This is a genomic window from Microbacterium sp. (assembly GCF_047971895.1).
Taxonomy (GTDB): domain Bacteria; phylum Actinomycetota; class Actinomycetes; order Actinomycetales; family Microbacteriaceae; genus Microbacterium.
In genome coordinates this window covers 1-13,497 of sequence record NZ_JBKEAF010000068.1, presented here as the reverse complement: position 1 = coordinate 13,497, position 13,497 = coordinate 1, and the positions used below count along the sequence as shown (strand labels likewise).

Annotated in this window: 15 protein-coding genes and 1 pseudogene; 2 read left to right on the top strand and 14 right to left on the bottom strand. The window is 70.9% G+C overall.

The features are described 5' to 3' along the window. The 9 genes and pseudogenes from ACK5IN_RS05610 to coaA form a co-directional block, all read right to left on the bottom strand. Positions 1-610, bottom strand: a pseudogene (locus ACK5IN_RS05610) (tRNA (adenosine(37)-N6)-threonylcarbamoyltransferase complex transferase subunit TsaD); the annotation flags it as partial. Continuing rightward, a complete protein-coding gene (gene rimI / locus ACK5IN_RS05605) occupies positions 607-1,044 on the bottom strand; it encodes a ribosomal protein S18-alanine N-acetyltransferase (protein WP_416895222.1) in 438 nt (145 codons plus the stop codon). The gene rimI and the pseudogene ACK5IN_RS05610, both read right to left, overlap by 4 nt. 35 nt (positions 1,045-1,079) lie before the next feature. After that, positions 1,080-1,724, bottom strand: a complete 645-nt coding sequence (gene tsaB / locus ACK5IN_RS05600; RefSeq protein ID WP_416895220.1) for a tRNA (adenosine(37)-N6)-threonylcarbamoyltransferase complex dimerization subunit type 1 TsaB — start codon at positions 1,722-1,724, stop codon at positions 1,080-1,082. A gap of 23 nt (positions 1,725-1,747) precedes the next feature. Then, positions 1,748-2,902: a xylanase gene (locus ACK5IN_RS05595; protein ID WP_416895219.1), complete on the bottom strand. Its 1,155-nt coding sequence runs from the start codon at positions 2,900-2,902 to the stop codon at positions 1,748-1,750. A 4-nt stretch (positions 2,903-2,906) separates the two neighbouring features. Then, the gene (gene tsaE, locus ACK5IN_RS05590) at positions 2,907-3,440 is read right to left on the bottom strand and encodes a tRNA (adenosine(37)-N6)-threonylcarbamoyltransferase complex ATPase subunit type 1 TsaE (RefSeq protein WP_416895218.1); all 534 of its coding nucleotides are present in this window, start codon (positions 3,438-3,440) and stop codon (positions 2,907-2,909) included. Then, on the bottom strand, positions 3,437-4,528 hold the full coding sequence (gene alr, locus ACK5IN_RS05585; protein ID WP_416895221.1) for an alanine racemase: 1,092 nt from the start codon (positions 4,526-4,528) through the stop codon (positions 3,437-3,439). The genes tsaE and alr overlap by 4 nt, the downstream gene beginning before the upstream one ends. 5 nt (positions 4,529-4,533) lie before the next feature. Next, positions 4,534-4,917 carry a holo-ACP synthase gene (locus ACK5IN_RS05580; RefSeq protein WP_416895217.1) on the bottom strand — a complete coding sequence of 128 codons (384 nt, stop codon included), beginning with the start codon at positions 4,915-4,917 and terminating at the stop codon, positions 4,534-4,536. Between the two features lie 35 nt (positions 4,918-4,952). Further along, positions 4,953-6,806 carry a glutamine--fructose-6-phosphate transaminase (isomerizing) gene (glmS, locus tag ACK5IN_RS05575; RefSeq protein ID WP_416895216.1) on the bottom strand — a complete coding sequence of 618 codons (1,854 nt, stop codon included), beginning with the start codon at positions 6,804-6,806 and terminating at the stop codon, positions 4,953-4,955. Between the two features lie 49 nt (positions 6,807-6,855). Further along, positions 6,856-7,800, bottom strand: a complete 945-nt coding sequence (gene coaA, locus ACK5IN_RS05570; RefSeq protein WP_416895215.1) for a type I pantothenate kinase — start codon at positions 7,798-7,800, stop codon at positions 6,856-6,858. Positions 7,801-7,850: 50 nt separating this feature from the next. On the opposite strand from coaA, the gene ACK5IN_RS05565 reads away from it, so the two are divergent. Further along, positions 7,851-8,783, top strand: a complete 933-nt coding sequence (locus tag ACK5IN_RS05565; RefSeq protein ID WP_416895214.1) for a Ppx/GppA phosphatase family protein — start codon at positions 7,851-7,853, stop codon at positions 8,781-8,783. A 12-nt stretch (positions 8,784-8,795) separates the two neighbouring features. On the opposite strand, the gene glmM is transcribed toward ACK5IN_RS05565, so the two are convergent. The 5 genes from glmM to truA all read right to left on the bottom strand — a co-directional run bounded on the left by glmM (position 8,796) and on the right by truA (position 12,897). Further along, positions 8,796-10,154 (bottom strand): phosphoglucosamine mutase, encoded by a 1,359-nt coding sequence (gene glmM / locus ACK5IN_RS05560; protein ID WP_416895213.1) that lies wholly within the window; start codon positions 10,152-10,154, stop codon positions 8,796-8,798. 14 nt (positions 10,155-10,168) lie between these two features. Beyond that, positions 10,169-10,669 carry a 30S ribosomal protein S9 gene (rpsI, locus tag ACK5IN_RS05555; protein ID WP_416895212.1) on the bottom strand — a complete coding sequence of 167 codons (501 nt, stop codon included), beginning with the start codon at positions 10,667-10,669 and terminating at the stop codon, positions 10,169-10,171. A 27-nt stretch (positions 10,670-10,696) separates the two neighbouring features. Continuing rightward, positions 10,697-11,143: a 50S ribosomal protein L13 gene (gene rplM, locus ACK5IN_RS05550; RefSeq protein WP_416895211.1), complete on the bottom strand. Its 447-nt coding sequence runs from the start codon at positions 11,141-11,143 to the stop codon at positions 10,697-10,699. 166 nt (positions 11,144-11,309) lie between these two features. Next, positions 11,310-11,996: an endonuclease/exonuclease/phosphatase family protein gene (locus ACK5IN_RS05545; RefSeq protein ID WP_416895210.1), complete on the bottom strand. Its 687-nt coding sequence runs from the start codon at positions 11,994-11,996 to the stop codon at positions 11,310-11,312. Positions 11,997-12,048: 52 nt separating this feature from the next. After that, positions 12,049-12,897 (bottom strand): tRNA pseudouridine(38-40) synthase TruA, encoded by an 849-nt coding sequence (gene truA / locus ACK5IN_RS05540; RefSeq protein WP_416895209.1) that lies wholly within the window; start codon positions 12,895-12,897, stop codon positions 12,049-12,051. Positions 12,898-12,970: 73 nt separating this feature from the next. On the opposite strand from truA, the gene ACK5IN_RS05535 reads away from it, so the two are divergent. After that, positions 12,971-13,497: acyltransferase family protein (locus ACK5IN_RS05535; RefSeq protein WP_416895208.1), on the top strand; the 527-nt coding region annotated here is incomplete at its 3' end.

The following is a 13,497-nucleotide window of genomic DNA, read 5'->3' as shown; positions in this document are numbered from 1 at the left end:
GGAACGCGATCGCGGCCGAGTCGCCCGTGGCGGCGGCACGGTCGATCTCGGGTCCGCCCGGGTAGGGCAGGCCGAGCAGCCGCGCGACCTTGTCGAAGGCTTCACCGGCGGCGTCGTCCATCGGCTCGCCGAGCAGCTCGACGTCGGAGGCGAGGTCGCGCACGAGCAGCTGCGACGTGTGCCCGCCCGACACGAGCAGTGCCACGGTGGGGTACTCGATCGGCGGGGCCGTGGCATCCACGATGTAGGCGGCGATGTGGCCGACCAGGTGGTTCACCGCGTACAGGGGCTTTCCGAGCGACACCGCGAGCGCCTAGGCGGCACCGATGCCGACCATCAGCGCGCCCGCTAGGCCCGGGCCAGAGGTCACGGCGATCGCGTCGAGGTCGCGGAAAGAGACGGATGCCTCGCGCAGCGCCGTCTCGATCGTCGGCCGCAGCGCCTCCACGAGTGCGCGCGCGGCCACCTCGGGCACGACGACCCCGTAGCCGTCGAGCTCGTCCAAGCTGCAGGCGATCGTGTTGGCCAGCAGCGTGCCGCCGCGCACGATGCCGAAGCCGGTCTCGTCGCAACTCGTCTCGATGCCGAGCACCAGGGGCCCCGCCGTCATGACGCCTCCGCACGGGCACGTGTCGACCAGGCCGGCACGTCGAGCCGCATGACGACCGCGTCGACGTCGTCGGGCTGGTAATAGCGCGGCCGGCGCGCGATCTCGGCGAAGCCCTCGGAGACGTACAGCGCCTGTGCGACCGGGTTGTCGGCGCGCACGTCGAGGAACACCTCCCGCACGCGACGATCGGATGCCTCGCGCAGCAGCATCGTCAGCAGCGCCCGGCCGTGCCCCTCGCCGCGCACGGCGGCGGCCACGGCGATGGTCTGCACGTCGGCGTCGCGAGCGCCGTCGGGGGCTCGCAGTCCCGCGTACCCGACGATCCGGCCGTCGCGCTCGGCCACGAAGTAGGCGCTGTGCGACGATGCCAGCTCATCGCCCATCGTGGCCTCGCTCCACGCGTCGGTGGGGAACGATGTGCGCTCGAGTGTCATGATCGCGTCGAGGTCGGCCGGTGCGGCGTGGCGGATCACAGCAGCACCTTGCGCGGGCCGGGCGGTGTCACGTCGGGTGAGCGAAGGTACAGCGCATCATCGGGACCGACGCGGCGATCGGCGGCGACCGCGCGGGCTGCGACGATGCCGAGCATCGCTGCCGAGACGCGGGTCGCCTCCCTGCGCTCGGCGCCCACGCCGGTCAGCCGGTCGTCGATCTCGTCGCGCAGTGCCAGCGCGGGCTCGGCCGTGCGCACGGGCAGACCCGCTGCATCGAGGTCGTCGTACACCGTGTAGGCCGCCTCGCGGCGGCGGGCATCGGTGACCACGGCGAACCGCGGGGTGTCGACGCCGCGCAGGGCATCGCCGAGCAGCCGGGTCAGCGCGGCCGCGTCGTGGCTCACCACGGGCACGACCGGCACCGCGCGGCCGAGCGCGAAGGCGCGGGCGGCGGCGATGCCGACGCGCAGTCCGGTGAACGGGCCCGGCCCCATGCCCACGGCGACGTGCGTGACGTCGGCAGGGGTGATCGACGCCTCGGCCAGCGCGTGGGAGATCAGCGTGCCGACGGCCTCGGCGTGGCCGCGCGGGTCGAGGCTCTCGACCTCCGAGCGCACCACGCCGTCGGGCTCGACCACCGCCGCGGCGGTGCCGAGCGAGGTGTCGATGGCAAGCAGCACCCCTCCAGGGTAGTCGCCCCGCGTCAGCCGATGAGGTTCTGCAGGGCGCCGACGTCCATGCCGTAGTTGATGCGCACGATGGGCAGGGCGAGCTTGTCGGTGCCGACGCGCACGTAGCCGGGCTCGATGGTGCGGGCCAGTTCGAAACCGGCCAGGCGCAGCCCCTCCTTGGAACGCTCGTCGTAGTGCCCGAACGGGTAGGCCATGACCTCCTTGGCGCCGTCGAGCTTGGCGGCAGAGACCTCCATCTCGGCGGCGATCTCCTCGGGGCTGAGGTTGACCATGCGGCCCTGTCCGTTGTCGCCGGCGCGGTGCATGTCATCGGTGTGCGACCGGCGCAGGATGAAGGGGTTCTGCTCGGGAGCGCCGTCGACGGTGATGTCGAACGACGTGGCGATCAGCTGCCTCTCGGCGACGAGGGGCGCGGCCAGGTCGAACCAGGTCGGGTCGGCGTCGTCGTCGGTGATGATCACCGAGTGGCCGGGCAGGTAGAGCCGGCCGTCGATGAAGGCGCTCAGCTCGTCCCACGTGGGCAGGTAGAACCCGGCGTCCTTGATGTACTGAAGGTGCGCGGCGAAGTCCTCGATGTAGACGAAGTTGAGGCGCAGCCAGTTGTCCTCGCCCTCGGGCTTGGTCGTGAACTGGTGGTACATCAGGATCGGCACGCCGGCGTTCTCCTCGGCCAGCAGCTGCGGGGTCGTCCAGTCTCCGTGCAGCACCAGCCGCCGATCGGTGCAGTCCGCCAGGCGCGATCCGTTCACGCGGGCCGGGGTGCTGCGGGCCTCCGCGTCGGCCGCCGTTGCATACCACCCCGAGAACACCTGGCCCTCGGCCTGCGGAATCGGCAGCGCCGGAAACCGCTGCTCTTCGGTGACGAGCACGGGGTCGACGCTCAGCCCCGGTCCCTCGAAGGACACGGCGCACGCGAGCGGGTCGGTGGTCGAGGCGAGCAGCTGCTCCTCGGGGGTGAGCGGTGTCGGCGTGGGCGTGGGCGTCGCGGTCACCGAGGGGGTGGGGGTGGCCGCGGTGGAGACCGCGGGCCGGGCGAACACGACCACGGCGCCGATGACCGCGGCGGCCACGATGACGACGCCCGCGGCGACCGCCCACAGTGTCCGCGTACGCCGCACACGCCTGCTGGTCCGGCGCTGCGCGCGCGTCGGCATCCCCTCCGTCATGGATTCATTGTGTCGCACGGCGCGGTGCTCGTACGTCCGGGTGCGCGGTGATCGTGACGGTGCGGGGCAGCACGGTGTCGAACGCAGTGACGTCGAGCCCCGTGGCGTCGAGCGCAGCGTCAGCGCGCGCCGCGGCATCCATCGTCGCCAGCGTGATCTCCCACCAGCGCTCGCGCAGCCCGTCGACCATGCCCCGGCCCCACTCGACGACGACGACCGAGCCGTCGTAGTCGAGGTCGAGGTCGTCGAGCTCGGCGGGCGAGCCCAGCCGGTAGGCGTCGACGTGCACGAGCGGTGCGCCCCCCGCGACCGACGGGTGGGTGCGTGCGATCACGAACGTCGGACTCTGCACCGGCCCGCGCACGCCGAGACCGGCACCGATGCCGCGCGTGAGGGTGGTCTTCCCCGCGCCGAGCGGGCCGGTGAGAACGACGAGGTCGCCGGGGCGCAGCATCCGCCCGATCTCCTCGCCCAGTGCCTCCATCTCATCGGGTGAGGCGATCTCGCGATCGCCACGCACCACCTCCAGGCCGGTCACGTCGTCACCCGTGGCACGCGCGGGCCGATGCGCGTGACGATCTCGTAGTTGATCGTGTCGCACGCCGCTGCCCAGTCGTCGGCCGAGGGCACCCCGAGGGTCGGATCGCCGAACATCACGGCCTCGTCGCCGACAGCGACGGGCGTGTCGCCGACGTCGACGACGAGCTGGTCCATCGCGATCCTGCCGGCGACCGTGAAGCGACGCCCCGCGATCATGACCGGCCCGCGCCCGATGGCCGACCGGGACACCCCGTCGTAATACCCGAGCGGGATCAGCGCCAGCGTCGTCTCGCCGGCCGTGCGGTGGTCGAAGCCGTATGAGACGCCGGTTCCCGCCGGCACACGGCGCACGGCCGCGACCCGCGCGTGCAGCGTCATCGCTGGGCGCAGGCCCAGCCCGGCGGACGAACGATCGGCGAACGGCGACAGCCCGTAGATGCCGAGGCCCACCCGCACGCAGTTCAGCCGTGCCTCGGGCAGCGCGATGGCCGCGTGGGTGGCGGCGATATGCCGCAGCGGCGGGGTGAGCCCAGCGGATGCCGCGGCGATCACCCCCTCTTCGAACGCGCGCACCGCAGCGAGGTCTTCGTCGCGGCTCGCGTTGGCGAGGTGGCTGAACAGCCCCACGACCTCGAGGCGGCCGATGCGCTCGAGTCGCGCCGCCTCGGCGAACACCGTGCCCCAGTCGGCGGGCGCCAGGCCGTTGCGCGACAGGCCGGTGTCGAGTTTGAGGTGCACGGCGGTAGGCCGAGTGGATGCCGCGGCGGCCGCCTGCTGCAGCTGGTCGAAGCTCGACACGCCCAGCTCGATGCCCACCGACGCCGCTTCGGCGAACGATGCGTCGGGGGCGTGCAGCCACGCGATCATCGGTGCGAACACGCCCGCGCGCCGCAGCGCGAGCGCCTCGTCGATATCGGCGACGCCGATCCGGTCGGCACCGCCCGCGAGAGCCGCGAGCGCCGCGGTGCGCGCACCGTGCCCGTACCCGTTCGCCTTCACGACGGCGATGAGCTCGGTGCCGGTGAGGCGGCGCAGGTGCCGCACGTTCTCGGTGATGGCCGCGGCGTCGATCGCGGCCTCGCGCATGCCGTTCACCGCGTGCCGCCCGGGGTCTGTGCGCTGCCGGCGGTCTCGGCCACCACGTACGCGACGGCCAGGTTCGCATCGTGCGTCAGTGACAAGTGGATCGTGTCGATGCCGCGCTCCGCGACGACGGCGGCGGTCGAGCCGGTGAGGGTGAACCACGGGCGTCCGGATGCCTCGGGCGCCACCTCGATCTCGGTCCAGTGCACGCCCTCCGACCCGCCGAGCGCTTTGATGAGCGCCTCTTTCGCGGCATAGCGCGCCGCAAGCGACCGCGATGCGAGCAGCCGCTCGGAAGGGGCGAAGAGGCGCTCCAGCAGCCGGGGCGTGCGCGAGAGTGAGCGCTCGAAACGCGGGATGTCGACCAGGTCGACGCCGATGCCGGCGATCATATGCTCCTCCTCGACCGGTGCGAGCGCACCCGCGCCTATTCGACCGTCACCGACTTGGCGAGGTTGCGGGGCTGGTCGACGTCCAGGCCCTTGGCGGTGGCGAGCCCCATCGCGAAGACGTGCAGCGGCACCACCGCGAGCAGCGGCTCGAACAGGGGCCCGGCGAGCGGGATGCGCAGCACCTCGTCGGCGAACGGGAGCACCGCGGCATCCCCTTCCTCCGCCACGGCAATGATGCGCGCTCCGCGGGCGCGGATCTCCTCGATGCTCGAAATGACCTTCTTGTGCATCTCGCCCGAACCGCGCGGCGACGGCACGAGCACGAACACGGGCTGCCCGGGCTCGATGAGCGCGATCGGGCCGTGCTTGAGCTCGCCGGCGGCGAAGCCCTCGGCGTGGATGTACGAGATCTCCTTGAGCTTGAGCGCACCCTCCATGGCGATCGGGTAGCCGACGTGCCGACCGAGGAACAGCACCGAGCGGGTGTCGGCCATCCAGTGCGCGAACTGCTCGATATGCGCCTGCTCGGTCTCGAGCACCTCGGCGATCTTGGCCGGCACGGCCTCGAGTTCGCGCACGTGCTCGGCGATCTCGGCGGCGGTCAGCGCCTCGCGCAGGCCGCCGATGTGCAGCGCCAGCAGGTACAGCGCCGTGATCTGCGCGACGAACGCCTTCGTCGAGGCGACGGCGACCTCGGGGCCGGCGTGCGTGTACACGATCGCGTCGGACTCGCGCGGGATGGTCGCGCCCTGGGTGTTGCAGATCGACAGCGTCTTCGCGCCGCGCTCGCACGCGTACTTGACGGCCATCAGGGTGTCCATCGTCTCGCCCGACTGGCTGATCGACACGACCAGCGTGTCGGGGCCGATCACCGGGTCGCGGTAGCGGAACTCGTGTGCCAGCTCGACGTCGGTGGGGATTCGGGTCCACTGCTCGATCGCGTACTTGCCCGTCATCCCGGCGTAGGCGGCCGTGCCGCACGCGACGACGATGATGCGCGAGATGTCCGTGAACAGCTCGTCGAGCCCGTCGAGCTCGGGAATGGCGACGACCCCGTCGCGCACCCGGCCGCGGATCGTGTTGGCGACGGCCTCGGGCTCCTCCGACACCTCCTTGGCCATGAACGACGACCAGCCGCCCTTGTCGGCGGCCGAGGCATCCCAGGTCACGTCGAACGGCTCGGGCTCGACGGGTGTGCCGTCGAAGTCGGTCACCACGACGGCGTCGGGCGTGATGGCCACGATCTGGTCCTGGCCGATCGCGAGCGCCCGGCGGGTGTGCTCGACGAAGGCGGCGACATCCGAGCCGAGGAAGTTCTCACCCTCCCCGAGACCGATCACCAGCGGAGAGTTGCGGCGTGCGCCGACCACCAGCCCCGGGTGGTCCTCGTGCATCGCGAGCAGCGTGAAGGCGCCTTCGAGGCGGTTCACCGTGGCCCGGAACGCGGCGGCGAGGTCACCCCCGTTGTCGCGGTACTGGCGGCCCAGCAGCACGGCGGCGACCTCGGTGTCGGTCTGCGACGCGAACGCGTACCCGTCCGAGACGAGGTCGGCCTTCAGCTCGGCGAAGTTCTCGATGATGCCGTTGTGGATGACGGCGAGACGGTCGTCGTCGGCCAGGTGCGGGTGCGCGTTGCTGTCGTTCGGGGCGCCGTGGGTCGCCCAGCGGGTGTGCCCGATGCCCGTGGCGCCGTCGGGCAGTGCGTGCGCGGTCAGGTCGTCGCGCAGCACACTGAGCTTGCCGGCGCGCTTGCGCATGCCGAGGTCGCCGTCGGCGTCGATCACGGCGACACCGGCCGAGTCGTAGCCGCGGTATTCGAGTCGCGCGAGGCCCGCCATCAGGATGCTCTGGCTCGGGCGCGGACCCACGTAGCCGACGATTCCACACATGAGGTCCATCGTAATCGGCGGGTGCCCGTGCAGATGCCGGGCGGTGACGTCAGAGCTTGCGCAGCTGGACGGTCTCGACCTTGTGGTCGGCGGCCTTCTGCAGCACGAGCGTCGCCCGGTGGCGCGTGGGCAGCACGTTCTCCTCGAGGTTCGGGAGGTTGATCGTGTTCCAGAAGTGCAGCGCCCGCTCGACGGCCTCGTCGTCGCTGAGGTCAGCGAGCACATTGAAGTACGAGTTCGGGTTGCTGAACGCGGCGCGGCGCAGCGCGAGGAACCGGTCGATGTACCACTGCCTGATGTCGACAGCATCGGCGTCGACATAGACAGAGAAGTCGAACAGTTCGCTGACGGCCACGTCGTTCGGGTTCGGTGGCGGCTGCAGCACGTTCAGACCCTCGACGATGACGACATCGGGGCGGCGTACCGTCACCACCGCATCGGGCACGATGTCGTACCGCATATGCGAGTAGAACGGCGCCCGCACCTGCGGAGCGCCGCTCTTGACCTCGGTGAGGAACGCCAGCAGCGCCCGCCGGTCGTACGACTCGGGGAACCCCTTGCGGTCCATGAGCCCGCGCCGCTCGAGCTCGTCGTTCGGGAAGAGGAAGCCATCCGTGGTGATCAGCTCGACCCGCGGGGTGTCCGACCAGCGGCTCAGCAGCTCGCGCAGCAGGCGCGCGATGGTCGACTTTCCCACCGCAACCGAGCCCGCGACCCCGATGACGAACGGCGTGGTCGGGTCGGCCTCCTGGAGGAACTCGGAGGTCGCCGCACCGAGCCGCTTCGTCGCGTGCGCGTAGAGGCTCAGCAGGCGGCTGAGCGGCAGGTACACCTCGCGCACCTCTGCCATGTCGAGCCGGTCCCCCAGCCCGCGCAGCTGCACGACCTCGGTCTCCGTGAGCGGCTGCGGCATCCCCGCCGCCAGGCGCGACCAATCGGCACGCGCGATCTCGCGGTACAACTGCGCCGTACTCACGGCCTCCTCAACTGGCATCGCGCCAATAGTAGCGGTGCTGCGGCTTTCGCACGCGCTACTCTGTTCCCGTGCGTCTGGGAGTCCTCGACATCGGGTCGAACACGGTCCACCTGCTCGTCGCCGACGTGTACCCGGGAGGGCGCCCGTTGGGAACCACGAGCCAGCGCACGGTGCTGCGGCTCATGCGCTTTCTGGGGCCGGACGGCGAGATCACCGAGGAGGGCGTGCGCGCGCTCGAGGCCGCGGTGAGCGAAGCACGCGAGGTCGCGTCCGCCGAGAACGTCGAAGAGCTGCTGGCCACCGCCACGAGCGCCGTGCGCGAGGCCGCCAACGGCAAGGACGTGGTCGCGCGTATCGAAGCCGCCCTGGGGCAGGAGCTGCAGGTGCTCGGCGGGGAGACCGAGGCCCGGTACACCTTCCTGGCGGTGCGCCGCTGGTTCGGCTGGGCCGCAGGCCAGATCCTGCTGCTCGACATCGGGGGTGGTTCGCTCGAGCTCGCGGCGGGGCCCGAAGAGCTGCCGGACGCCGCGGCATCCGTCCCCCTGGGCGCCGGACGCATGACGGTCAACTTCCTCGCCGACGATCCGCCCGGTGAAGAGGCGATCGAGCGGCTGCGCGCCCATGCCCGGGCGACCCTCGAGCCCGTCGCCGAGGCGTTCTCAGGGCTGGCGCGGCCCGACCTGGTGGTGGGCTCGTCGAAGGCGATCCGGTCGCTCGCGAGGCTGACCGGGTATTCCGACAGCGGTCCGGCGGGAGTGGAGAGACAGCGGATGCCGCGCTCGGCGCTGGGCTCCTGGATACCGCGACTCGGCCGCCTGCCCGCCTCGGCGCGGCAGGAGCTGCCCGGCATCACGCCCGACCGCACGTTCCAGATCGTGGCCGCCGCCGTGGTCGTGCACGAGGCGATGCGTGCGCTCCGCGTCGACGAGCTCGAGGTCGCCCCGTGGGCGCTGCGCGAGGGCGTGCTGCTGCGCTACATCGAGTCGCTGGCCTGGCACTAGCGGTCGCGCGGACTACAGCGCGAGCTGCGTGCGGACCACGTCGGCGAGCGCGCCGACGTGCCGCTGCGCCGTGGGCTCGTCGACGGCCTCGACCATGACGCGCACGACCGGCTCGGTGCCCGACGGGCGCAGCAGCACCCGGCCGGTGTCGCCCAGCTCGTCGGCGACGGCCGCGACGGCGGCCTGAACGACCTCGTCGTCCGCGCAGCGTTCGCGGTCGACGTCCTTCACGTTCACGAGCACCTGCGGGTACACGGTCATCACCGAGGCGAGCTCGGCGAGCGTCTTGCCCTGGTGCGCCATCTCGGCCACGAGGTGCAGGCCAGTGAGCAGGCCGTCCCCGGTGGTGGCGTACCGGCTCATGATGACGTGGCCCGACTGCTCGCCGCCGAGCGCGTATCCCGCACCGTTCATCGCCTCGAGCACGTACCGGTCGCCGACCTTCGTCTGCACCAGTTCGATGCCGTGCTCACGCATCGCGACGCGCAGGCCCAGGTTGCTCATGACCGTGGCGACAAGGGTGTCGTCGGCGAGCTCGCCGCGCTCCTTCATGGCGATGGCCAGGATCGCCATGATCTGATCGCCGTCGACGACACGCCCCGCCGCATCCACGGCAAGGCACCGGTCGGCGTCGCCGTCATGCGCGATGCCGACATCGGCACCGTGCGCGACCACTGCGGCGGCGAGCTGATCGAGGTGCGTCGAGCCGACGCCGTCGTTGATGTTGAGCCCGTCGGGGTCGGCGCCGATGATGGTCACACGAGCCCCGGCATCCCGGAACGTCTCGGGCGACACACCCGACGCGGCGCCGTTCGCGCAGTCGAGCACCACGTGGATGCCGTCGAGGCGGTGCGGCAGCGAGCCGAGCAGGTGGATGACGTAGCGGTCCTCCGCGTCGGAGAAGCGCTGGATGCGACCGACCGCCGCCCCGGTGGGCTGCAGCTTGGGGCCGCTCATGGCGGCCTCGATGCGCTGCTCGACGACGTCGGGCAGCTTGACGCCGCCGCGCGCGAAGATCTTGATGCCGTTGTCAGGCGCCGGGTTGTGCGACGCCGACACCATGACACCGAAGTCGGCATCGCGGTCGGCGACGAGGAACGCGGCGGCCGGGGTCGGCAGCACTCCCGCCTCGAGCACGTCGACGCCCGACGATGCGAGGCCGGCGGCGACGGCCGCGGAGAGGAACTCGCCCGAGATGCGCGGGTCGCGTGCGACCACCGCGGTCAGGCGGCGACCGGCGGCGCGACGCGCCTCGGCGGTACGCCCCTGACCCAGCACGACAGCGGTCGCCTGGGCCAGGGAGAGCGCGAGGTCGGCGGTGAGGTGACCGTTGGCCAGCCCCCGCACGCCGTCCGTGCCGAACAGCGGCATCGGAGGGCGACCGATCAGCGCTTCGAGTACTGAGGTGCCTTGCGGGCCTTTTTGAGCCCGGCCTTCTTGCGCTCCTTGATGCGCGCATCACGCGACAGGAAGCCGGCCTTCTTCAGCGTCGGGCGGTTGTGCTCCGCGTCGATCTCATTGAGCGCGCGGGCGATGCCCAGGCGCAGGGCGCCGGCCTGGCCCGAGTCGCCACCACCCGAGATGCGGGCGATCACGTCGTAGGCGCCGACGAGATTGAGGGCCGTGAACGGGTCGTTGATCAGCTGCTGGTGCAGCTTGTTCGGGAAGTAGTCCTCGAGCGTGCGGCCGTTGACGGTGATGGTGCCGGTGCCGGGCACGAGCCGCACGCGGGCGATGGCCTGCTTGCGGCGGCCCACAGCGGCGCCGGGAACGTTGAGCACGGGGCGCTCGGCGGCCACGGCGGCCTGGTCGGTCGGGGTCTCGGTCGAGAAGCTCTCGGGAGCGCCGGCGTCGTTGGCCGGGAAGGAGTCTGCGATCTTCGCCATCAGTGTGTCCTTAGATTCGGGCGGCGCTTACTGGGCGACCTGGTCGAACGTGTATGTGGTCGGCTGCTGCGCCGCGTGCGGGTGCTCGGCACCCGCGTAGACCTTGAGCTTCGACAGCTGCTGGCGGCCGAGCGTGTTCTTCGGGAGCATGCCGCGCACGGCCTTCTCGATGGCACGCACCGGGTTCTTCTCGAGAAGCTCCTCGTACGAGACCGCCTTGAGGCCGCCCGGGTAGCCCGAGTGGCGGTAGGCCATCTTCTTCTGGAGCTTCTGGCCGGTCAGCGCCACCTTGTCGGCGTTGACGACGATGACGAAGTCACCGGTGTCGACATGCGGGGCGAAGGTCGGCTTGTGCTTGCCACGGAGGATGGCCGCCGCGTGCGAGGCCAGACGGCCGAGCACGACGTCGGTGGCGTCGATGACGACCCACTCACGGGTCACTTCACCGGCCTTGGGGGTGTAGGTGCGCGTCACAGTAGTGCTGCTTTCTGATCGAACGGAGAGGTTCGTGAATCCCGCTCCGGGGCGGTTCGCGAGGAACGACACCAGTGGAGGGCTCACGTTCGCGGTGGACGGATCAGCAAGAACCGCACACCAAAGAGCTATCTTACGGCATGTGAATGCCGCATCCAAACCGGCTTCATCCACCCTCGCGTCGGCCCGTGGCCCGCGCCGTGACGAGGATCGGCAGGTGGTCGCTGCGACCCTGCGGCAGTGTGTGCACGCGTTCGATCTCGAAACCCACCGAGGTCACGAAGTCGTAATGCCCGCGCGAGAACCGGTACCGCGTGTACGTGCGGGTGTCGCTGAGCGTCAACTCGTACCCGTGCTCACGCACCTTCTGGCCGAGGTTCTCTTTGAACACCGGATAGTTGTAGTCACCGACCATGAGGGTCGGCAATCCCTCGCCGAGCGTCGACAGCTCCGCCAGGGCCGTGCGGATCTGGTGCCGCCGCAGCCGGTTGAGTGCGGTGAGGGGTGCCGCGTGGAATGACGCCACGATGATCTCGTGCCCGTCGTCGATATCGTGCAGGCGCACCCCGAGCAGACGCTCTTCGGCAGGCTTGAGCACCCGGTCGTGCAGCGACTTCTTCAGCGCCAGCGAACACGTACCGACGGCGCGGTAGGTGTTCTCCCGGTAGTAGACGGCGAGCCCCAGGCGGTTGTTCTGGGTCGAGGCGGCCAGACGCAGGCCGTTCAGCTCCCGCGGGATGTCGGTCGTGTCGGCCTCCTGCAGGCACAGCACGTTGACACCGTGGCGTTCCACGAGTCCGGCCAACTCGGCGGCGGCCCGGTGCTTGCGCAGGTTGTACGAGATGACCTTCATGCTGACCCCAGCGTACGGGGCACGGCAGAGAGTGGCCTGACACCGGCGGCGGTCAGTCCAGGCTCCGCCGGGCTCGGGTCTGACCGGCCCGCTGCGCGAGCAGATCGTCGGCGGGATAGCCGACCTCGGTGAGCGTCAGTCCGCGCGCCGCGAGCACCTTGAACTCGCTCGTGCGCTGCTTCGCGTCGCGCAGCGCGACGAGGTCGTCGTCATCGAGGCGCCCCTCCCCCACGGCGACGCACGCGCCGACGAGCGCCCGCACCATGCTGTGGCAGAACGCGTCGGCCTTGATGCCGGCGACCAGCGTGCCGTGCTGGTCGCGTCGCCACTCGAACTCGAGCAGTGTGCGGATGGTCGTGGCCTCGGGCCGCGGCTTGCAATAGGCGGCGAAGTCGTGGAGTCCGATCAGAGAGCGGGCCGCGGCATCCATCGCGTCTTCATCGAGGTGCGCGCGCACGCCGGTGGTGCGATGCCGCTCGAGCGGGTCGTAGCCGGCAGTCAGATCGGCGATACGGTACTCGTACCGCCGCCACACCGCCGAGAACCGTGCGTCGAAGCCATCGGGGGCGGGTGATGAGCGCGTCACGACGACATCGGAGTATGCGCCGAGCACGCCCGTGACGCGGCGCGCGAAGACGGCGAGAGGATCGGATGCCTCGGGCCCCCGGCGCCGGTGCGCCGTGGCCGCCGCCCACACCTCGTCGTCGACGTCGACGTGCGCCACCTGGCCGGTGGCGTGCACGCCGGTGTCGGTGCGGCCGGCGACGACGAGCCGGGTCTCGGTGCGCAGCACGCGTCCAAGCGCGTCCTCTAGGGTGCCCTGCACGGTGCGCAGTCCGGGCTGGCGGGCCCACCCGCGGAAGTGCGAGCCGTCATAGGCGATGTCGAGGCGGATCCGCACGACTTCCAGCCTAGCCACGGCACGGCTTAGAATCGGTGCGGCGAAGCATCCACTCCCCTCGCCCGAAAGCCTCATGAACGACGCCGCCACCGTTGTGCCCGCGCGCCCGCCGCTACGCCTCACGGGGCTCGACGGACTGCGCGCGATCGCGGTTGCACTCGTCGTCGTCTACCACCTGTTCCCGCAGTGGTTCATGCAGGGCGGGTTCATCGGCGTCGACGTGTTCTTCGTTATCAGCGGCTTTCTCATCACCACCCTGCTGCTGAATGAGCACGACAAGACCGGCACGGTGCGGCTGCTGCCGTTCTGGCGGCGACGCGCCCGGCGCCTGCTCCCCGCCCTCGCCCTGCTGGTCACGGTGTGCGCGACCGTCGCGTGGCTGATCGGCGGCGACGTGCTCGTGAAGATGGGCGCGCAGATCATCGGCGCGGCGACCTTCAGCTACAACTGGGTCTCGCTGGCCGCCGGCACCAGCTACTTCACGCAAGACACTCCCGAGCTCTTCCGCAACCTGTGGTCGCTCGCCGTCGAAGAGCAGTTCTACGTGCTGTGGCCGCTCGTGCTGCCCCTGTTCCTGCTGCTGCCGTGGCGGTGGCTGCG

Excerpts from the sequence above, each read along its gene's own strand:
- rimI (WP_416895222.1), bottom strand. The coding sequence starts at position 1,044 with ATGACACTCGAGCGCACATCGTTCCCCACCGACGCGTGGAGCGAGGCC.
- ACK5IN_RS05595 (WP_416895219.1), bottom strand. The coding sequence starts at position 2,902 with ATGACGGAGGGGATGCCGACGCGCGCGCAGCGCCGGACCAGCAGGCGT.
- alr (WP_416895221.1), bottom strand. The coding sequence starts at position 4,528 with ATGCGCGAGGCCGCGATCGACGCCGCGGCCATCACCGAGAACGTGCGG.
- ACK5IN_RS05580 (WP_416895217.1), bottom strand. The coding sequence starts at position 4,917 with ATGATCGCCGGCATCGGCGTCGACCTGGTCGACATCCCGCGTTTCGAG.
- glmS (WP_416895216.1), bottom strand. The coding sequence starts at position 6,806 with ATGTGTGGAATCGTCGGCTACGTGGGTCCGCGCCCGAGCCAGAGCATC.
- coaA (WP_416895215.1), bottom strand. The coding sequence starts at position 7,800 with ATGCCAGTTGAGGAGGCCGTGAGTACGGCGCAGTTGTACCGCGAGATC.
- glmM (WP_416895213.1), bottom strand. The coding sequence starts at position 10,154 with ATGCCGCTGTTCGGCACGGACGGCGTGCGGGGGCTGGCCAACGGTCAC.
- rpsI (WP_416895212.1), bottom strand. The coding sequence starts at position 10,669 with ATGGCGAAGATCGCAGACTCCTTCCCGGCCAACGACGCCGGCGCTCCC.
- ACK5IN_RS05545 (WP_416895210.1), bottom strand. The coding sequence starts at position 11,996 with ATGAAGGTCATCTCGTACAACCTGCGCAAGCACCGGGCCGCCGCCGAG.